Consider the following 18537-nt stretch of genomic DNA (forward strand, 5'->3'; position numbering starts at 1 on the left):
CGTGCCGATGTGCCTGCTCGCTGCCACCATCGGCGTGCGCATCATGGGCCAGGACGTCAACATCCTCACCCAGATCGGCTTCGTCGTGCTGGTGGGGCTTGCGGCCAAGAACGCGATCCTCATCGTCGAATTCGCGCGCGACATCGAGAAGGAAGGCAAGCCGCGGCTGGAGGCCGTGATCGAGGCCTGCCGCCTGCGCTTGCGGCCGATCCTGATGACGTCCTTCGCCTTCATCCTCGGCGTATTGCCGCTGGTGATCTCGTCCGGTTCAGGTTCCGAGATGCGCCAGGCCGTCGGCGTCGCGGTGTTCTTCGGCATGATCGGCGTCACGCTGTTCGGCCTGCTGTTCACGCCGATCTTCTATGTGGTGGTGCGGAACCTGGCGGAAGGGCGGAACGACAAGGGGACGGGCGTGGTGGCGTAGTCCTTCTGATCATTGGTGCACCCACAAGCTCAGTGTCGTCCCGGCCTAGTGCGCGATTGCGCACGGGGGCCGGGACGACACCGAGTGTTGGGGGTGCAGAAGCCATACTAACGGCCAACACAAACCCCATGGGCACGCCCGTTGTTCTTCACTACACTCCGCGCGATTTCAAAACAGAACAGTGCTGGGAGACAACGAATGAAATCAGGACTTTTGGCCGCTGTCGCAATTTCGGCTTTGTTGCTGGCCGCGCCCGCCTTCGCGCAAGGCGTCAAGATCGGCATTCTCAACGATCAGTCGGGCGTCTACGCCGATTACGGCGGCAAATGGTCGGTCGAAGCGGCCAAGATGGCGATCGAGGATTTTGGCGGCGAGGTGCTCGGGCAGAAGATCGAGCTCGTCACGGCCGATCACCAGAACAAGCCTGACCTCGCCACCTCCATCGCACGGCGCTGGTACGACGTCGAGAACGTCGACATGATCACGGAGCTGACCACCTCCTCGGTCGCGCTCGCGATCCACGAGCTCTCCAAGGAAAAGAAGAAGATCGACATCGTGGTGGGCGCGGCGACCTCGCGTCTTACCGGCGATGCCTGTCAGCCCTACGGCTTCCACTGGGCCTATGACACCCGCGCGCTCGCTGTCGGCACCGGCGGTGCGCTGACCAAGTCCGGCGGCGATAGCTGGTTCTTCCTCACCGCCGATTACGCCTTCGGTTACGCGCTGGAGAAGGACACCAGCGAGATCGTCACCGCCAATGGCGGCAAGGTGCTCGGCTCGGTGCGCGTGCCGCTCAACTCCTCGGATTTCTCCTCCTTCCTGCTCCAGGCGCAGAGCTCGAAGGCCAAGATCGTCGGCCTCGCCAATGCCGGCCTCGACACCACCAACTCGATCAAGCAGGCCTCCGAATTCGGCATCGTCTCCGGCGGCCAAAAGCTCGCCGGCCTCTTGATGACGCTCGCCGAGGTGAACGGCCTCGGGCTTCAGGCCGCGCAAGGCCTGGTGCTGACCGAGGGCTATTACTGGGATCTCAACGACAGGACGCGCAATCTCGGCGAACGCTTCTTCAAGCGCACCGGGCGGATGCCGAGCATGATCCACGCCGGCACCTATTCGGCGACGCTGAGCTATCTGAAAGCCGTGAAGGCCGCCGGTACCAAGGATCCGGACGCCGTCGCCAAGAAGCTGAAGGAGCTGCCGGTCGACGACGACTTCGCGCAGGGCGGCAAGGTGCTCGAGAACGGCCGCATGGTCCACGACATGTATCTGTTCGAGGTCAAGAAGCCCTCGGAATCGAAGAAGCCGTGGGACTATTACAAGCAGCTCGCCGTCGTCCCCGGCGACCAGGCGTTCTTCACCGCCAAGGACAGCGGCTGCCCGCTGACGAAGTGAGTCTTCGCCAGGACGGCACTGAATGTGTGGCGGCGCCGTTGCCTTACACCACCCTCATCACCACCGCCCCTAACGCTCCCACCCACAGCGCTATGGCTGCCACGCCCTGGATCGCAAACCCCGGGCCGCGCTTGGCGGCGGCCTGCGAATAGCCGATGAAATAGGCGATGCGGCCGATGATCCAGATCGCGCCGATCGCGGCCGCAATGGCATCGCTGATATAGATCGCGAACAGCCATAGCGACGGCAGGAAGATCGGCATCCATTCCAGCGTGTTCATCTGGATACGAAAGGCCCGCTCGAAGTCCGGATGACCCGACGTGGCCGGCACCTTGACGCCGGTCCTGGTCCGCGACCGCGAGACATTGATGCAGGTGAAGAAATAGAATGCAAGCGCCAGCAGCGTGACGAGGGCGGTGAGACGGTACATTGCGAGATCCCCCTAAACAGACCGCGCCTCAATAGCCGGTCAGCTCGAGATAGCCAACGCCATCATGCGTGCCGGTAAAGCTGATCGGTCCTTCCCAATAAGAGAAGCCGGTGCCCATCCAAGCCTTCGGATTGAGCGGCTTGCAGGAAATCGAGAACGAGCGCGAGGGGATTGCGATCTGCCATTCCACCGGCAGCTTGCGGCCTGCCACGTCCGCATTTGCCTTTGGCGTCATCCGGATATCGCCTGCCGCGATCATCTGCGTCTCGCCGCTGGCGCTGATCCAGTTGCCGAACGGATGATCCTTGCCGTCCTTCTGGCGCAGCCGGTACAGCATCAGCTTGGCGCCGGAGGACAGATGCAGCGACAGCCAGTCCCAGCCGGTCTGATCGGTGTCGAGCGGCTGGCTGCTCCATTCGCGGTCCATCCAGGCCCGGCCCGAGACCTCGACCTGGATGTCGTCGATGATGAGCATGCCGCGCGCGCGGTAGAACGGCTGGCTGTAATAGTACGACGCCTGCCCGCGCTCCGACTTGCGGCTGTAACCGCCGTCGCCCTGCAACACGACCGGGCGCTCGGCCTCCAGCGTCAGCGCGTAACTGAAATCGCTGCCTGATGCCTTCAGCGTCACCGGCGACAGCGTGCGATCGTCGGTCCGATCAGATCCCTTCATCTCCCAATCGTCGATCCACGCCGCGAACGGCTTTGCCGCGACGCCCGCCTGCCCGATACCGCCGCGAGAAAACAGCTCGCTGAACCGATGGGTGTCGGCGCGTGTCACGGCGGCATGCGCCATCCAGATCTGCTGGTTGGCCCAGCCTTCTCCTTGCGGCCCGGGCCTTGCGGCCTGGCGGAACAGCGTCCATTGCAGCCCGCAGGCCGCGCCGCTGCTGTCGACGAGGTTCGCCGTCAGATACCACCACTCGATGCGAAAATCCGGATGCGGCCCGTGATCTCCGGGGAAGGTGAACAGCTTTCCAGGCGTGACCTTCGCAAAGCCGTCGGCGGTCTCGCCCAATCCGGCATAGCCTTGCGCCTTGGCGCGATACCCGAGAGCGAGCGTGGCGATGCCGCCGGCGAAAGCTCGCCGAGAAATCCGATCACCGCTCATTGGCAAACACCTTGACGAGGTGTGCGGCCTGCATCCGCGCCAGCCGCAACACCGGCAGCAGCGCGGCCAGCAGCGAGGCGACCAGCGCCACCGCGACCAGCTCGACCAGTTGCAACGGAAACACATGGAACGGCAGCCGCCAGCCGAACGCCTTCACATTCACGATCGCAATCAGGCACCACGCCACCAAAAGCCCAAGCGGCACCGCGAGCAGCGAGGTGAACAGCGCCACCGCCAGGGTCTTGGTCAGCTCGATCGCGGCGAGGCGCGGCCGCGTGATGCCGACCGCCCAGAGCGGCGCGAGCTGCGGCAGCCGCGAGTTCGCCAGCGTCAGGAGGCTGGTCAAGAGCGCAATGCCGGCGACGCCGAGCGTGAAGGCATTGAGCGCCGACGTCACCGCAAAGGTGCGGTTGAAGATGCGGATCGATTCCGCCTTCACCGTCGCCTGGTCGGCAACAGCGCGGTCGTCGAGCGCGAATTGCGTCTGCAGCGCTGCGATCAAGCCGGGAATGTTGTCCCGTGAAACGATAAGTCCGATCCGCGTCTGCGGCGTCTGCGGAAACTGCCGGATCAGCGCGGCGACGTTGACCGCGAGCTGGGCCTTGGGATTGCCGTAATCGGCATAGATGCCGACGATGTCGAGCTCCCAGGCCCCGCCCGGCGCCGGCACCTCGATGACATCGCCGACGCGGATATTGAGGCGGCGGCTCAGCTGCTCGCTGATGAAGGCGGCATTGCCGGGCACGAGCTGCGTCCAGGCGCGCGGCGCGGTCTCCAGCAGCGGCCAGCGCTCGCGATAGAGCGGGTGATCGGGCAGGCCGAGCAATTCCACCGGCTGGCCCTGAACCTGCGTCTCCGCGCGCCCGCCGGACAGGATCGCCTGCACCTCGCTGCGGTCCTTCAGCCAGTTGCGGATCGCCGCGCCTTGCGCGTTGTCGGCGGCGCTGATGTAGACATCGGCCGCAAGCCGCCCATCGAGCCAGCCGACAAAGGTGCGGCTGAACGTTTCCACCATGGTGGAGACGCCGACATTGACTGATAGCGCGAGCAGCAGCGCCATCAGCGCCAGTGATAGTCCCGAGAGCTGCTGCCTGCTGTCCGCCCAGAACCACAGTGCCAGCGGCCGGCGTGCGAGACGCTGCCCCGCGAGCAGGAGCATCTCCAGGAAGGCCGGCAGGATCAGGGCCGCGCCGAGCATCAGGGCCGCCAGCACGCCGAAGCCAGTGATCAGCGATTGCCCGTAATGAAGCAGCAGCAGCGCGACCGCGAGCACGGCGCAGGCCGCACAGCTTTGCAGGATCAGCCAGCGGCGCTGCCGCTGCTGCCAGGCCCGCGGCTGCGCCGTCGCCAGCACCGGCATCCTGATCGCCTTGATCAGGCTGGTCGCGGCCGCCACGAGCGCACCTAGAACGCTGATGCCGATACCTGCGAGCCACCACTCGGGCCGCAAGCTGAGCTGCCCCGGAATCTGCGCCCCATAGAGCCCGCGCAGCGACGCCGCGACATCGGGCAGCAGGGCCGCCGCGATGACATAACCGCAGACCAGCCCGATCAAGCCGGCGACCAGCGCCAGCGCCACCAGCTCGACCACCAGCACGGTATTGACCAGCCGCGCCGAGGCGCCGCAGGCGCGCAAGGTGCGCAGCATCGGCAGGCGCTGCTCGAAGGCGAGGCCAACCGCCGAGTTGACAATGAAGAGGCCGACGAAGAACGACAGCAGGCCGAAAGCGGTGAGGTTGAGATGGAAACTGTCGGTGAGCCGCTCCAGCTCCGTCTCCGCGGTCGGCTCTATCAACCGCAACTGATCGCCGACGATGCTTTGCAGCGCCGCCGGCTTGCCCCTGGCCTTGCCGATCAGCAGCCGCGAGACCTGGTTCGGCTTGTTGAGAAGCCGTTGCGCCACGCCGATGTCGACCACCAGCACATCAGGCACCAGCTGCCGCTGCACATGCAGCGGCGGCAGTCTTGCGCCGCTGCTGGTCGACGGCGCCGCGCCTTCGCCTTCGTGCAAATCGGCGAGCGTCTCCCGCGCCACCAGCGTCTGCCCGGGCGCGGCCACGAAGCTGCCGAGATCAGCCGCCCCAAGCCGCGGCGCATTGCCGACGTCAACAGGCAGCGTCACCGGTTCGATGCCGAGCAGCCGGATCGAGCGCCCATTGATCTGAACCCGGCCTTCCAGCACCGGCGAGACCGGCCAGCCCGCGCGGCGAAGCTTGACGAAAAGCTCTTGCGGGAACGTCGCCGCATCGGGCGCGACCAATGTCGCCGTGCGCACGCCGCCAAAGGTCGCTGCCGCGCGGTCATAGGCGCTGCGGGCCTGCTGGTTGATTGCCTGCACGCCGCTCCATAGCGCGGTCGCCGCGATCAGCCCGATCAGGAGCGTCGCGAATTGCATTCCGTGCCGGCGCCAATGGCTCAGCAGCACGGCCAGCACCCACAGCGCGCGCTTCATGCGATCCGCCCCGCATGGAGCACGATGTGACGGTCGAGCGTGCCGGCCAGATGCAGACTGTGCGTCACCATCAGGAAGCCGCAGCCGGTGCGCGCGACGAGATCGCGCGTCAGCGCCAGCACCTCGTCGGCGGTGGCTTCATCCAGATTGCCGGTCGGCTCGTCGGCAAGCAGCAGCGACGGTCTTGTCGCCAGCGCCCTGCCGATTGCGACCCGCTGCTGCTGGCCGCCTGACAATTGCTCGGGATAACGTTTGAGCAGGCCGCCGAGGCCGAGCCGCTCGACCAGCTCCCTGGTCCAGGCCGCATCATGCCGACCGGCGATCCGCGCCTGGAAGGCGAGGTTGTCGGCGACCGACAGGCTCGGGATCAGGTTGAATTGCTGAAACACCAGGCCAATCCGGTCGCGGCGCAACTCGGCGCGGCCGGCGTCCGCAAGCCTGGTGACCTCGGTGTCCTCGAGCCGGATCGTGCCGCCATCGGCGGCATCCAGCCCTGCGATCAAATGCAGCAGCGTGCTCTTGCCGCTGCCGGATTCGCCTGTCAGCGCGACGCGCTCGCCGGCGGCGAGGTCCAGGTCGACGCCGCGCAGCACATGCACGGGCTCGTCGGCCGAGGTGAAGGTTTTGGAGAGGTTGCGGATGCTGAGCAAGATCTGTGCGCCGGACGGAATTAACTCCAAGCTGCGTAGCACACTTGGCACCACACTTGGCGCGGAAATGCCGGGGTTGCGTTGCCGTTCAAGCCGTTGTTAGCTCTCAAGACGGCCAAATCAAACGTGCCGACAAAAAGACATGCGGGGAGAATGATGAGCGCTCAGGGAACGCCGTTCGCGGCAATCAAGACGGCAGGGGCGTCCACGGAAACATACAGGAAAACGTCCACCACAACGCCGAAGGGCGCCTGGACCATCACTTTTCTCCTCTTTCTCTTGATGGTGGTGAACTACGCGGACAAGATCGTCGTCGGCCTCGCCGGCGTGCCGATCACGACCGACCTGAAGCTCGAGCCTGCGCAGTTCGGCCTGCTTGGCTCCTCGTTCTTCTTCCTGTTCTCGATCTCGGCCATCGTAGTCGGCTTCCTCGTCAACAGGGTAGCGACGCGCTATGTGCTGCTGACGCTCGCCGTGATCTGGGCGCTGGCGCAGTTTCCGATGGTCGGCGCCGTCAGCTTCACCACGCTCTTGATCTGCCGCATCGCGCTCGGTGCCGGCGAAGGTCCTGCGGCTTCCGTGGCGACGCACGCGATCTACAAATGGTTTCCCGACGAGAAGCGCGCGCTGCCGACCGCGGTGCTGACGCAAGGCTCGGCCTTCGGCGTCATCCTGGCCGTGCCGGCGCTGAACTGGATCATCGTCAACCACTCCTGGCACTATGCCTTCGGAGCGCTCGGCGTGGTCGGCCTGATCTGGGTCTGCGCCTGGCTGGCGCTCGGCAAGGAAGGCCCGCTCGAGGACACGCAGACGCTCGCCGTCAGTGAGCCGAAAATTCCCTACATCAAGCTTCTGACCTCGCGCACCTTCCTCGGCTGCGTGATCGCGACCTTCGGCGCCTATTGGGCGCTGTCGCTGGGACTCACGTGGTTCACGTCCTTCATCGTCAAGGGACTTGGCTTCTCGCAGAGCGACGCCGGCTGGATCTCGATCCTGCCCTGGGTGTTCGGCGCCACCATCGTGATTCTGACCGGCTGGGTCTCGCAGGTGATGATGGTGCGCGGCTACACCACGCGCGTCTCGCGCGGCGTGCTGGGCTCGGTGCCGCTGATCATCGGCGGCCTGATCCTGGCATCGATGCCGCATGTCGCGGGCTCGGGTCTGCAGATCGCACTGCTCGTGGTCGGCGCGGGCCTCTGCGGCGCGATCTACGTCGTCTGCCCGCCGATGCTCGGCGAGTTCACCCCGGCTTCGCAGCGCGGCGCCATCCTGGCGATCTACGGCGCGCTCTACACGCTCTCGGGCATCATCGCGCCCTACGTCATGGGCAAGGTGATCGAGCGCGCTGGCAGCACGATCGACGGCTACCTGACCGGATTTACCATCAACGCGGTGATCATGATCGGCTCCGGTGTGGTCGGCCTGCTGCTGCTCTGGCCGAACACGGAAAAGGCGAGGCTGACGCGTGGTGCCGCGCCGCAGCCGGCGCCGCTGAAGCGTGCGATCTCGCCGACGTAGGGGTGGCTGTCAGCCTCAATCTCACCTGTCGTCCCGGACAAGCGCGCCCTAAGCGCGCGCAGATCCGGGATCCATAATCACAGGGAGTGGTTAGGGGCGAAGCTGGTAACTCCCAGTCTTCGAAAAACGATTGCTGCGGCGTATGGGTCCTGGCTTTCGCCAGGACGACAGTTGAGCTTGCAGCTACGCCCTGGCTTGCGCCTTCCGTTCCGTAAACGGCGACAGCACCACCGTCGCCAGCATGAAGATCACCGACGCCCCGAACACCCAGTGCGGCGCGCTTTGATCCATGATCCAGCCGAACAGCAGCGGTGAGACGATGCCGCCGAGATTGAAACCGGTGGACACGATGCCGAAGGCGCGGCCCGCGGCCCCGGGAGGAGCGGCATTGCGCACCAGCATGTCCCGCGACGGTGCGATCACGCCGGAGAGGACGCCCGCCGTCGCCATTGTGGCGGTGAGGGCCCAGCCCGGCAGCGTCACCAGCGCGATCAGCAGCACGATGGCGGCATTCGCGGCAAAGCAGGCGGCGGCGACATAGCCGTGGCGCTCGGTGTGGTCGGCGAGGAAACCGCCCGCGAGCACGCCCGCGGCGCTCGAGCCGAGAAACGCCGTCAGCGCGACATTGGCGACGGAATAGCTTGCGCCGTAGCCGCTCATCAGCGCCACCACGCCGAAATTGTTGATGCCGGCCACCGACAGGCTCAGCAGCATGAACAGCGCGGTCAGCGTCATCAGCGCCGGCGTAATGACCGCCTGCTGCGGCGCATCGGCGTTTTCCGGCTTCGCCTTGTGCGCGCCGGCATCGGGAATGCTCATCGCCACCAGGAGCAGCGCCACCAGCACGCCGATCGCGCCGGAAGCGAGCAGCGCACCGACGCCGCCGGACAGCGTGATCAGAGCGGCGACAATCGCCGGCGCGACGGCGCCACCAAAATAGCCGGCAAAGGTGTGGACCGAGAACGCGCGGCCCATCCGCGCCTCGTCCATGTGCTCGGCGAGGATGGCGTAGTCGGCGGGATGATAGACGCTGTTGGCGAGCCCGAGCAGCACGGCGCAGGCGATCAGCGATGCGTAGCTCAGGTGCAGCCCGAGCATGATGAGCGCGAGGCCGCCGAGTGTCAGTCCTGCGAGCAGGATCTTGCGCGCGCCAAAATGGTCGACGAGATAGCCGGTCGGTGCCTGCGTCAGCCCGGAGACCACGGCCGACACGGTCAGCGCGAAGCCGAGCTCGACATAGCCGACGCCGAGCTGGCTCTTCAGGAATGGAAACAGCATCGGCAGGACCAGCAGATGGAAATGGCTGACCCAATGCGCGATCGAAATCCCGGTCAGCGTGCGCAGCGCGCTGTCCGCCTTGCTCTGTTGCGGTGCGGCGAGAACGTCGACCATTGCAGTTCCGTTTTGCGTCCGAAGCGAGGCGCAAAGTATCGGCGAGGCGGGTTATTTGTCCATGAACGCAGGCGCATGGCAGCTAGTGCGGATCGGGCGAAGGACCCCGAAATGCCTCCACATCGTCGTCCTGGCGAAAGCCAGGACCCATACCGCGTGATCTCTCGATTGTGCTCGGTGGCAATACCGAGGCGGGGCGTCTTCGCCAAACTGCTCCCTGGGGTAATGGGTCTTGGCTTTTGCCAGGACGACGGAAAGCCTCACAACGGCTCGTCATCATTCCCATAGCGATCGCGCTTTGGCGTGGCGATGTCGCCGTCTTCGTAATCGTCGTCGGTGTCGCGCGGCGGCCGCGGCTTCCTGACCTTGTCGGCCACGGTCTTTGTCTTTGGCGGTTCGCTCGGCTTGGCTGACTTGGCCATGGCTGATCTCGGATGGTAATGTGTCATCCGCTTCTAATCGAAAGATCTAAGCGGCTCCTGACCTATCGCAAGGCTGCGACGATACCGTCAGTGCACCACCGGCCCGCCCGCCTTTTTCCAGGCATCGATGCCGCCGGCGATATGGGCGGTGTTGGAGAGGCCGGCCTCCTTGGCCGCCTTAACCGCCATCGCCGAGCGCTCGCCGAAGGCGCAGAAGAACACGACGCGGCGGCCGGTCGCGGCTGCAACCTCGCGCAGCATGCCGCCGGGCTTGAGGCTTTCCTCGATACCAGGATAGGGCGTGTGCAGCGCGCCTTCGAGCATGCCGTGCTTGATCCGCTCGTTGGTCTCACGCAGATCGACCAAGAGGATGTCGGGCCGGTGCAGGATGCGGATCGCCTCGACGGCACTGAGCGCACGGCCCTCTTTCTCCAGCTCTTCCTGATGCAGGCCGACGTGCATATTGGCGGGCACCGCCACGTCCATCATCTTTGGATTGGGCAGCTTCAGATTGGCCATCAGCTCGATATATTCTTCGACCGAGCGCACCTGGAGCCTGGGATTGTAGCGCCTCTCCTCGCCGATGGTGGAGACGGTGTCGCCCTTGTAGTCATGGGCAGGAAACACCATCGTCTCGTCGGGCAACTTGAGCAGACGGTTGAATATCGAATCATATTGCGCCCGCGACGAGCCGTTCTGGAAATCGGTGCGGCCGGTGCCGCGGATCAAAAGCGTATCGCCGGTGAAGACACGGTCGCCCATCAGATAGGAATAGGAATCGTCGGTGTGGCCGGGCGTGTACATCACGTCGAGTGAGAGGCCCTCGATGGTCACCTTGTCGCCGTCGGCAACCCGCATCGCCACCACGTCGGCCTTGGTCTGGTCGCCCATCACGGTCATGCAATGGGTGCGGTCGCGCAGCTCGCCGAGGCCGGTGACATGGTCGGCGTGCAGATGGGTGTCGACCGCCTTGACCAGCTTGAGATCGAGCTCGCGCAGCAGCTGGCAGTAGCGATCGACCTTCTCCAGCACAGGATCGAGGATCAGCGCCTCGCCGCCGAGGCGGCTGGCGAGGAGATAACTGTAGGTTCCCGAAACACTGTCGAAGAGCTGGCGGAAGATCATGGCAGGACCCGGCGTGGAGTGGTTTCGATGATTCTACTACGCCTGGGCGTGAGAGGAGAAGTAATTCACTGCCCGAATGAGATATTCTAGAAGATTTTTATGGCGCGTGATGGGATTGGGTACCCACCCACCGGTGTCATCGTCCGCGAAGGCGGGCGATCCAGTATTCCGTGACAGCAGTGATAGAGTCGATGGGCCTCGGCGTACTGGATTCCCCGCCTCCGCGGGGAATGACGCTGGGTATGGCGCGCGACGTGCCACGAGGCGGCCTGCAGCCATCCCTACCCTGCAATGCCCGGGTTGCCTTCGACGCCCTTCAGCGTGACACCTCGGCCGAGCCGCTCCTGAAACATTCGGCCCGAGCGCAGATATTTGGCCAGCACGTCCCACACCGCCGCGCCCTGCTGGCCGTTGACCGAGGCCCAGCCCGCAACCTTGTAGCGATGGCTGGCGCTGATCGCCCTGCCATTATCGAGCTTCAACTCGGAGATGCGGCTGCCGATCGTGTTGGTCGGGCTGCAGGCGTAGCTGAGCCCGCCGGCGCGCACCATGTCGCCACCCTGCTGATGATAGGGATCGGCGTTGAAGAGATTGTCGCAGATGTCTTCCAGCACGTCCTTGATCTCGGCGCCCGTCATCTCCTGCACATAGGTCTCGGGATAGCTGATCGCAGTCTCCGCGAGCACGTCTTCCATCGTGATCGGCTGGCCGGACAACGCGGTGACGCCCCAGCGGAAGCCCGGCGACAGCGCGATCTCGGCATCGAGCTCGGTGCGTAGCGCAGTGCAGATCAGCTCGTCGACGGAACCGGCGAAATTGTCGCGGCGATAGAGCAGCCGGTCCGGCGTTGCGAGCTTGTCCGACCAGTCGGTGGCATGCGGCGCGCGCAGCTTGCCGATCAGCTCGGCCATGGCAGGATCGGGCTTCAATAGCTCGGAATAAACCGGCAGCAGATGATATCTGACGTCGCCGACCTTGCCCTTGTCGAGCGCGAGATCGAGCACGGCAAGAAATTTTCCGTTGGAGCCGGCATTGGTGACGAGCGTCGTGCCGCTGGCGTTCTTCACCGGGATCGGCTGCGGCACCGCGTCATGGGTGTGTCCGCCGAGAATGACGTCGATACCGGTGACGCGGCTTGCGAGCTTGAGGTCGACATCCATGCCGTTGTGCGAGAGCAGGATCACCGCATCGACCTTGTCGGCGCCGCGCAAGGCATCGACATGCTTCTGCAGCTCTTCCTCGCGGATGCCAAAGGTCCAGTCCGGCGTGAACCGCTTGGGATGCGCGATCGGCACGTAAGGAAAAGCCTGGCCGATGACGGCGACGCGGTAGCCGCCGAGCTCCTTGATGATGGATGGCTTGAACACGCGCCCTGTCGCCTTGTCGAAGGCCGGGGCGTCGTTGAACGCGGCTTCCTCGGTCAGGAAAACGTTCTGCGCCAGAAACTCGCCCTTGAAGTGCTCGAGATTGTCGCGCAGCGTCTGCTCGCCATAGGTGAACTCCCAATGCCCGGTCATCGCCTCGATGCCGAGCAGATTGGCGACCTCGACCATGTCGCGGCCCTGCATGATGTTGGCAAGGCCGGTGCCCTGCCAGAGATCGCCGCCGTCGACCAGCATGGCGCGCTTGTCGCCGACATCGTTGCGCAAGCGGTCGATTAGTGTCTTCAGATGAGCAAAGCCCCCGAGCTTGCCGAACCGGCCGGCGGATTTCTCGAACTCGACGGAGGTGAAGGCATAGGCATCCGCGCTGTCGGGCCGGATTCCGAAATGCTCCAGGAACGCGCGGCCGACCAGATGCGGCGGTCGCCCCGCCATCTCGCCAATGCCGATATTGACGCTGGGCTCGCGGAAAAAGACCGGATTGAGCTGCGCATGCGTGTCGGTGGTGTGCAGGATCCGCGCATTGCCGAAGCGCTCGATGTCGTAAATGCTGGCGGCTTCAGCGCCACGCGCAAGCCGCGGCAGGCTGAGCGATGCGGCAGCAATTGCCGAACTCTTCAGGAATTCGCGGCGGCGGATCGCCATCACCCATTCTCCGCGCCGGTTCTCGGCAGTTCCGCGAGCATGATCCGGAAAAGTGTGTCGCGGTTTTCCAACAAGATCATGCTCAAACAATAGTCAGTTTAGCGGATTTGGGTCGCTTTCCAGGCTTCTTTTTCAGAGGTTGCCTGGAAGATTGACGCTTTCGCGAGCGCCTCAGCCTCCTTGGCTGCAGCCACAGCGCCGTCGAAATCGCCGCTGTCGCCCGCCTTCTTGGCGGCGGCCAGCGTTGCGACGGTCGTGGTCCATTGGTTGCGCATGCCGGCGGCCTCCTTGGACGCAGCCTCCGCGGCAGCATAAGCCGCCTTGTAGTCTGCCTCGCTTGCCGCGCGGGCCGATGGCGCGAGGCTCAAGGCCAGCAACATGGCGAGGGGAAGTGTCCGCTTCATGGCCGCGCTCCCGGGCCTGAAATCGGCAGGCCGTTGGCGACGTAGGAGAGGAAATATTCGACGTCGCGATATTCATCCGCCTGCGGCTCGAGCGGAACCGCGCGGGTCTGGCTGTTGCAGGTGATGAAGCGGCGGCTGGTCGTGCCCATGCCGCCCCATTCGGAGCGGTAGATCGGCAGCGCATTCAGGATGCCGAGCGCCGGCGCCAGAACCTCGGCGCGGATGCGTTCGCCTGGGCTCTGCACGTGGCAGCTCGCGCAGGAGAAGTTCAGCTGGCCGCGGCGGGTGTAGAAATAGCGCTTGCCGTTCTCGAACGCCTCCAACGCGCGCGGATCATCGGGAATCTTGATGTCCATCGGCTTGCCGCGCGAGGTGAAGGCCATGTACGCCGTGAGCGAAGCCATCTCGTCCTTGACGTAGGAGTAAGGTTGCTCGCCATTGGCCTCGCGGCAGCGGTTGAGCGCCAGCTCCAGTGTAACGACCTTGCCTTCCCTGGTGTCGAAATATGGATAGTTCTGGCGAATGCCGATGCCGCCGTTCGGGAAGCAGTCGGCATAGGTCTTGCCGTTCTTGAAGGGGGTTGCAAACATCTCCTTGCCGGCATCGAGCGCGAATTCGTAAGGCGGAAATTCCTCCTTCTCCCGCCACTGCCGCTTCATGTCCTCGTTCATGGAATAAGGACCGTTGGCGAAATCCTCGTGCTTCACATCAGGAAACTTCTGGAAGAAGTAGTTCTGGAACGCCTTGGCATCAGTGACAGGGTCGACCTTGTCGGCTGCGATCACGCGCACAGAGGTGAGCGCCAGCGCGACGAGCGCGGCGCTCAACGAGGACAGCAGGAGGGCCGAGCCGGCTTTCATCACGCGATCTTCGCGGTGGTCTGGTCCGAGCCGCCCTTGTTATCGGTCCAGGAGATCGTGAGGTCATCGCCCTTCTTGGCACCCTTGAAGCTGAACTTCACATAGGGATCCTTGGAGATCGCGGTGCCCCAATTGGCGACGAAGACGTCCTTGCCGTTACAAGCGAACTTCAGTTCCTGGATGTAGTGCGCGGGGATCAGCTCACCCTTGGAATCCTTGACGAGGCCGGTGTCCATGGGGTGCTGGATCAACGTCTGCACCTCGGTGATATCGCCATTGGATGTCGCGCGGACGCGAATGCTGGATGCCATCTCTGATCTCCTTTAGCCGCCGCAGCCGCCGACGGTGACCTTCACTTCCTTGGTCGCGCTGTACAGCTTGCCGTCGGCTTCCACGATCGCGGTCACGTTGCTGGTCTTCGCCATCTTCAGGCGGTTGGCGACAGCCGGGATCGTGCCGTCAGGGAATTTGTAGCTTGCCGCCAGCGCGTTCGGATTCTCGGCGACGAAGAACGAGATCGAGGTGACCTTGTCGAGCGTCGTCGTCACCGCCATCGGCACCACGCCGCCGTTCTCGGCGATCTCGGGCGCGTCGAGCTTGACCTTGTCGGACGGCTCGGCGGTCCTGCCATAGAGCGCCTTGATCGCCTCCGCCTCGTTCTTCAGCTTGAACGCCTCTTCCGGATATTTGTCGTTGGCCGCGGCGTGCGCGGGGGCAAACGGCAGATTGCCGAGGCCGATCAGCGCGACCGTAACAGCGCCCTGCAGGATCAGGCGCCGCGTCGGAAGAGGGCCGGTATGCGTTGTCATCTCAAGTCTCCTTGGCCGCCGTTACAGCGTCTGCAGGAAATCAACGATCGCGTTGATCTCCTGCTCCGTCAGGATGCGGTTGCGGCCGAACGGCGGCATCATGGTCTGCGGATTGCGTTTGGTCTCGTCGAACAGGATCGCGACAAGCTCGTTGCGATCAGGGTATTTTGCCTTGAGATCCTTCAGCTCTGGGCCGATCGTGCCGGGCAGATCGCCGCCCTTGATGACGTGGCAGGTCAGGCAATTGCCCTTGCCGCGGTCAAAGGCGAGCTTCCGGCCCTCGGCAATCGCGGACTGCGCCCACGCCGCCGGCGCGGCGAGGCCTGTGAGGACGGCCAGCGCGAGAAGCAGGGCGGGCTTGCGGGGAAAAGCGGTCAAAGCATCGTTCCGAGGCTTATCATGTCTGCAAAAGATAGTGTTCAAAAGCACAAAGGACATGCCCTGACAATCAAGACTATGCAGGCCGCAAAATGCCGTTAATATCTTCCGCATTGCAACTGATGAGATAGATCGTTCATCAGGCCGGCTTTATCAGGCAAATTGTTCGGGTGTTTGCCGTTGCTCGCGTTTTCGACCGCATTCTCATTTTCCGGGGACATGAATTGGCTGAATATGTCGTTGAATTTGGCAGGGACGGCGGGCGGGTCGAGCCCGATGGCCGTCTCGATGCACCGGCCTTCCATCGCAATCACGAACCGCTCTGGGCGGCGCTCGAAAAGCACCTCAAAGGGCGGTCGGGCGACGTCGTCGAGGTCGGCAGTGGAACCGGCCAGCACGTGGTCCATTTCGCCCGCCACACGCCTGACCTGGTCTGGTGGCCGAGCGACCTCAACCAGCGCCATGTGAAGAGCATCGAGGCCTGGCGCGTGCATTCGGGCCTGACAAACGTCCGCAGCCCCCTGCGGATCGATCTGTCCGATCCCGATTGGTGCCCGGAAATGCGAAGCGGGCAGGGGCCGAACGATCTCGCCGCCGTGTTCTGCGCCAATGTCATTCACATTGCGCCCTGGACCGTGGCCGAGGGCCTGTTCGCCGGCGCCGGCCGTTATCTACGCGCCGACGGCGAGCTGTTCCTCTACGGCCCGTTCAAGCGCGACGGCAAGCATACGGCGCTGAGCAACGCCGTGTTCGACACCTCCTTGCGCGAAGGCAATCCCGAATGGGGCGTCCGCGACGTCGCCGACGTCGAGGCCCTCGGGAAGGCTGCTGGCCTTCGTCTCATCGATACGATCGAAATGCCGGCGAACAATCTGACCCTGGTGTTCGGGCGGGGATAAAGCGAGGCCGTTAGGCCTCGCCATCCCGCCATCCGATCTTCTCCTTCAGGAACTGAAACCCCAGCACCTGGAAGCCGGCGCGCTCCTTGTTGTCCTTGCCGTAGCCGTGGCCGCCGGCGGCGGGCTCGTAGAACCAGGCTTCATAGCCCATCGCCTGGAGCTTGGCCGCCATCTTGCGCGCGTGGCCGGGATGGACGCGGTCGTCGCGCCGCGTCGTGGCGATCAGGATCGGCGGATAGGGCTGGCCTGGCTTTGCGTTATGATAGGCCGAGTAGGTCTTCAGCCATTCCCACTCCTGGGGCTTGTCGGGGTCGCCATATTCCGCGATCCAGCTCGCGCCCGCCAGCAGCTTGGTGTAGCGGCGCATGTCGATCAAGGGAATCGTGCAGAACAGTGCGCCGAAACGCTCGGGGTAGCGCACCAGCATGTTGGTGATGAGGATGCCGCCGTTCGATCCACCCTGGGCCGCGATGCGCTTCGGATTGGTCACGCCGCGGCGGACGAGATCGGCGGCCACGGTCGCGAAATCATCGTGCGACAGCTTCTTGCCGGCGTAGCGGCCGGCATCGTGCCAGCGCGTGCCGAACTCGCCGCCGCCGCGCAAATTCGCCTGTACGGTCGTGCCGCCGCGCTCCAGCCAGAGTTTTCCCAGCGAGGAATTGTACTGCGGCTTCACGGCGAGACCGAAGCCGCCATAGGCGCTCATATAAACAGGCGCATCGCCGGTCTCGCCTGCAGGGCCAGTCTGTACATAGGGAATGCGCTCGCCGTCATCAGAGATCGCCTCGTGCTGGGTCACCACGAGGCCGTCCGCGTTGAAAATCTTTGGCGCCTGCTTCAGCACCTCTGGACTTTCGACGCCGCGCTCGATCAGCATCAGCGACGGCGGCGTCAGCGGATCCTGCACATTGGCGAGCAGATCGCCGTTGCTCTCGGATTCATGAGTATCGAGACTCCAGACGTCGACTACGCCAATGCCGGGAAGCCCTTGCAGCCTCTCGCGGCTCCAGCCCGACGGCGACGGCGTTCGGATTTCGAACGACGGCCGCAACTCGTCGAGGATGGAGAGCACGAGCTTTCCACCGCTCCAGGAAAAACCCTGCAACGCGCGGCGCGGGCCCGGCTCGAACAGCACGGTGAAATCGCGACTGCCGGCAAGGAATGCTGGGAGCGAAATGCCGAGCATCGCGTCGGCCTGATAGCTGCGTCCCGCGACCGTCCAGGCCTCGCGCGGCTTGACTGACAGCCAGTCGGCATGGGTCTGCATCCAGATGTTGCTGGGCAGGTCGAGTTTTGTGGTCGCGCCTGATGTGTTGCCAATCGAGGTGCGGAAGTTGAAGAAGTCGGACTGGTCGATGAACCAGATGCGTTGGGGCGAGACGGTGTCGTCGACATAGCTGTACACCCGCATGTGGTCGGGGGTGGTCTCGAACACGACCGGCGCCTGCTCGACGCTGGTCCCGCGCCGCCACAGCCGCACGGTCCTTGCATAGCCCGATGAGGTCGCCATACCCTCGCCAAGCGCGCTCGACAGCAGCAGCGTGTCGGCATCGACCCATTCGGCGCCGCTCTTGGCCTCCGGCAGGACGAAACCGTCAGCGACGAACTCCTTCGTCGCGATATCGAATTCACGCAAGGTGACGGCATCGCTGCCGCCGCGCGACAGGCTCAGGATGACGCGCGCACTTCCGGCTCGCGTGGATGCCCCGCCGAAAAGCCAGTCCGCGCCTTCAGTCGCGGCAAGCCGATCGATATCGAGCAAGGTCTCCCAGGCCGGTTCGGCCTTGCGAAACTCCTCAAGCGTGGTGCGCCGCCACAGGCCGCGCGGGTTCGCGGCGTCCTTCCAGAGATTGTAGAGAAAACCGTCGCGGCGGCTGACATACGGGATGTTGTCCGATCGGTCGTAGATCGCGGCAAGGATGGCGGTGTCGCGTTCGAACGCCACGCCGCCGAATTGCTGCAGCGTCGCCAGGTTCTGCCGCTCGATGAATTCGAGCGCGCGGGCGCCCTCGATCTCCTCCAGCCAGAGCCAGGGATCGTCGTCGGGAGCTTGAAGCGTGGGCCTGTCATCGCCGGACATGAACGAACTCCGAAAAATCGCGGCGGATAGGATTTGATCGAGCGCAAGCCGTCAAGAGCGCGGGCCGGATATCATTGGTCCGATTGCGTCAGAGGCATGGCCTGCGCCCGTTTGCGCCGGTTGCCCGGCCCTTTCCACCCCTCCATAGTGCCCGGGAATCAACG

General features: G+C 64.4%; 18 protein-coding genes. 4 read left to right on the forward strand and 14 right to left on the reverse strand.

All coding sequences use genetic code 11. From position 1 onward, the window contains the following. Together HYH07_RS19570 and HYH07_RS19575 are read left to right on the forward strand one after the other, a co-directional pair. A partial coding sequence (locus HYH07_RS19570; RefSeq protein WP_220004028.1) for an efflux RND transporter permease subunit occupies positions 1 to 424 on the forward strand: 424 nt, incomplete at its 5' end. A 198-nt stretch (positions 425 to 622) separates the two neighbouring features. Beyond that, entirely contained in the window at positions 623 to 1816 is a 1194-nt protein-coding gene (locus HYH07_RS19575; protein ID WP_220004029.1) for an ABC transporter substrate-binding protein, read from the forward strand. Positions 1817 to 1859: 43 nt separating this feature from the next. On the opposite strand, the gene HYH07_RS19580 is transcribed toward HYH07_RS19575, so the two are convergent. Genes HYH07_RS19580 through HYH07_RS19595 form a run of 4 tightly spaced genes read right to left on the reverse strand, consistent with a single transcriptional unit; the run spans position 1860 to position 6459 of the window. Next, entirely contained in the window at positions 1860 to 2246 is a 387-nt protein-coding gene (locus HYH07_RS19580; protein WP_220004030.1) for an MAPEG family protein, read from the reverse strand. Positions 2247 to 2274: 28 nt separating this feature from the next. Beyond that, on the reverse strand, positions 2275 to 3357 hold the full coding sequence (locus HYH07_RS19585) for a lipocalin-like domain-containing protein (protein ID WP_220004031.1): 1083 nt from the start codon (positions 3355 to 3357) through the stop codon (positions 2275 to 2277). Beyond that, a complete protein-coding gene (locus HYH07_RS19590; RefSeq protein ID WP_220004032.1) occupies positions 3347 to 5809 on the reverse strand; it encodes an ABC transporter permease in 2463 nt (820 codons plus the stop codon). The genes HYH07_RS19585 and HYH07_RS19590 overlap by 11 nt, the downstream gene beginning before the upstream one ends. Then, positions 5806 to 6459 (reverse strand): ABC transporter ATP-binding protein, encoded by a 654-nt coding sequence (locus HYH07_RS19595; protein ID WP_220004033.1) that lies wholly within the window; start codon positions 6457 to 6459, stop codon positions 5806 to 5808. The genes HYH07_RS19590 and HYH07_RS19595 overlap by 4 nt, the downstream gene beginning before the upstream one ends. Positions 6460 to 6615: 156 nt before the next feature. Here HYH07_RS19595 and HYH07_RS19600 point away from each other — a divergent pair, with 156 nt between their 5' ends. Then, positions 6616 to 7977, forward strand: a complete 1362-nt coding sequence (locus HYH07_RS19600; RefSeq protein WP_220004034.1) for an MFS transporter — start codon at positions 6616 to 6618, stop codon at positions 7975 to 7977. Positions 7978 to 8160: 183 nt separating this feature from the next. Here the strand turns inward: HYH07_RS19600 and HYH07_RS19605 are convergent, their stop codons facing one another. The 9 genes from HYH07_RS19605 to soxX all read right to left on the reverse strand — a co-directional run bounded on the left by HYH07_RS19605 (position 8161) and on the right by soxX (position 15394). Further along, positions 8161 to 9369, reverse strand: a complete 1209-nt coding sequence (locus HYH07_RS19605) for an MFS transporter (protein ID WP_220004035.1) — start codon at positions 9367 to 9369, stop codon at positions 8161 to 8163. A 260-nt stretch (positions 9370 to 9629) separates the two neighbouring features. Further along, positions 9630 to 9791, reverse strand: a complete 162-nt coding sequence (locus HYH07_RS19610; RefSeq protein ID WP_220004036.1) for a hypothetical protein — start codon at positions 9789 to 9791, stop codon at positions 9630 to 9632. A gap of 87 nt (positions 9792 to 9878) precedes the next feature. Beyond that, positions 9879 to 10916 (reverse strand): MBL fold metallo-hydrolase, encoded by a 1038-nt coding sequence (locus HYH07_RS19615; protein ID WP_220004037.1) that lies wholly within the window; start codon positions 10914 to 10916, stop codon positions 9879 to 9881. Positions 10917 to 11197: 281 nt separating this feature from the next. After that, positions 11198 to 12943, reverse strand: a complete 1746-nt coding sequence (soxB, locus tag HYH07_RS19620; protein ID WP_220004038.1) for a thiosulfohydrolase SoxB — start codon at positions 12941 to 12943, stop codon at positions 11198 to 11200. A 98-nt stretch (positions 12944 to 13041) separates the two neighbouring features. Then, positions 13042 to 13347 carry a hypothetical protein gene (locus tag HYH07_RS19625; protein ID WP_220004039.1) on the reverse strand — a complete coding sequence of 102 codons (306 nt, stop codon included), beginning with the start codon at positions 13345 to 13347 and terminating at the stop codon, positions 13042 to 13044. Next, entirely contained in the window at positions 13344 to 14207 is an 864-nt protein-coding gene (soxA, locus tag HYH07_RS19630) for a sulfur oxidation c-type cytochrome SoxA (protein ID WP_220004040.1), read from the reverse strand. The genes HYH07_RS19625 and soxA overlap by 4 nt, the downstream gene beginning before the upstream one ends. Next, on the reverse strand, positions 14207 to 14518 hold the full coding sequence (soxZ, locus tag HYH07_RS19635) for a thiosulfate oxidation carrier complex protein SoxZ (protein ID WP_220004041.1): 312 nt from the start codon (positions 14516 to 14518) through the stop codon (positions 14207 to 14209). The genes soxA and soxZ overlap by 1 nt, the downstream gene beginning before the upstream one ends. Before the next feature lie 12 nt (positions 14519 to 14530). Further along, complete coding sequence (gene soxY / locus HYH07_RS19640; RefSeq protein ID WP_220004042.1) at positions 14531 to 15016, reverse strand: thiosulfate oxidation carrier protein SoxY; 486 nt, start codon at positions 15014 to 15016, stop codon at positions 14531 to 14533. Between the two features lie 21 nt (positions 15017 to 15037). Then, positions 15038 to 15394, reverse strand: coding sequence for a sulfur oxidation c-type cytochrome SoxX (soxX, locus tag HYH07_RS19645; RefSeq protein WP_220004043.1), 357 nt, complete (start codon positions 15392 to 15394; stop codon positions 15038 to 15040). A gap of 224 nt (positions 15395 to 15618) precedes the next feature. On the opposite strand from soxX, the gene HYH07_RS19650 reads away from it, so the two are divergent. After that, entirely contained in the window at positions 15619 to 16293 is a 675-nt protein-coding gene (locus HYH07_RS19650) for a DUF938 domain-containing protein (RefSeq protein WP_220004044.1), read from the forward strand. 10 nt (positions 16294 to 16303) lie between these two features. Here the strand turns inward: HYH07_RS19650 and HYH07_RS19655 are convergent, their stop codons facing one another. Continuing rightward, complete coding sequence (locus HYH07_RS19655; protein ID WP_220004045.1) at positions 16304 to 18373, reverse strand: prolyl oligopeptidase family protein; 2070 nt, start codon at positions 18371 to 18373, stop codon at positions 16304 to 16306. Between the last annotated feature and the right edge of the window lie 164 nt (positions 18374 to 18537).

The sequence above is a fragment of the Bradyrhizobium sp. BR 10261 genome, assembly GCF_019455395.1.
Lineage (GTDB): Bacteria > Pseudomonadota > Alphaproteobacteria > Rhizobiales > Xanthobacteraceae > Bradyrhizobium > Bradyrhizobium manausense.

What these genes read in the sequence shown, in the direction of transcription:
- HYH07_RS19610 (WP_220004036.1), bottom strand. Translation starts at nt 9,791, where the DNA reads ATGGCCAAGTCAGCCAAGCCGAGCGAACCGCCAAAGACAAAGACCGTG.
- HYH07_RS19585 (WP_220004031.1), bottom strand. Translation starts at nt 3,357, where the DNA reads ATGAGCGGTGATCGGATTTCTCGGCGAGCTTTCGCCGGCGGCATCGCC.
- HYH07_RS19575 (WP_220004029.1), top strand. Translation starts at nt 623, where the DNA reads ATGAAATCAGGACTTTTGGCCGCTGTCGCAATTTCGGCTTTGTTGCTG.
- HYH07_RS19655 (WP_220004045.1), bottom strand. Translation starts at nt 18,373, where the DNA reads ATGTCCGGCGATGACAGGCCCACGCTTCAAGCTCCCGACGACGATCCC.
- soxB (WP_220004038.1), bottom strand. Translation starts at nt 12,943, where the DNA reads ATGGCGATCCGCCGCCGCGAATTCCTGAAGAGTTCGGCAATTGCTGCC.
- HYH07_RS19580 (WP_220004030.1), bottom strand. Translation starts at nt 2,246, where the DNA reads ATGTACCGTCTCACCGCCCTCGTCACGCTGCTGGCGCTTGCATTCTAT.
- soxZ (WP_220004041.1), bottom strand. Translation starts at nt 14,518, where the DNA reads ATGGCATCCAGCATTCGCGTCCGCGCGACATCCAATGGCGATATCACC.
- HYH07_RS19615 (WP_220004037.1), bottom strand. Translation starts at nt 10,916, where the DNA reads ATGATCTTCCGCCAGCTCTTCGACAGTGTTTCGGGAACCTACAGTTAT.
- HYH07_RS19600 (WP_220004034.1), top strand. Translation starts at nt 6,616, where the DNA reads ATGAGCGCTCAGGGAACGCCGTTCGCGGCAATCAAGACGGCAGGGGCG.
- soxY (WP_220004042.1), bottom strand. Translation starts at nt 15,016, where the DNA reads ATGACAACGCATACCGGCCCTCTTCCGACGCGGCGCCTGATCCTGCAG.
- HYH07_RS19590 (WP_220004032.1), bottom strand. Translation starts at nt 5,809, where the DNA reads ATGAAGCGCGCGCTGTGGGTGCTGGCCGTGCTGCTGAGCCATTGGCGC.
- HYH07_RS19605 (WP_220004035.1), bottom strand. Translation starts at nt 9,369, where the DNA reads ATGGTCGACGTTCTCGCCGCACCGCAACAGAGCAAGGCGGACAGCGCG.
- HYH07_RS19625 (WP_220004039.1), bottom strand. Translation starts at nt 13,347, where the DNA reads ATGAAGCGGACACTTCCCCTCGCCATGTTGCTGGCCTTGAGCCTCGCG.
- soxA (WP_220004040.1), bottom strand. Translation starts at nt 14,207, where the DNA reads ATGAAAGCCGGCTCGGCCCTCCTGCTGTCCTCGTTGAGCGCCGCGCTC.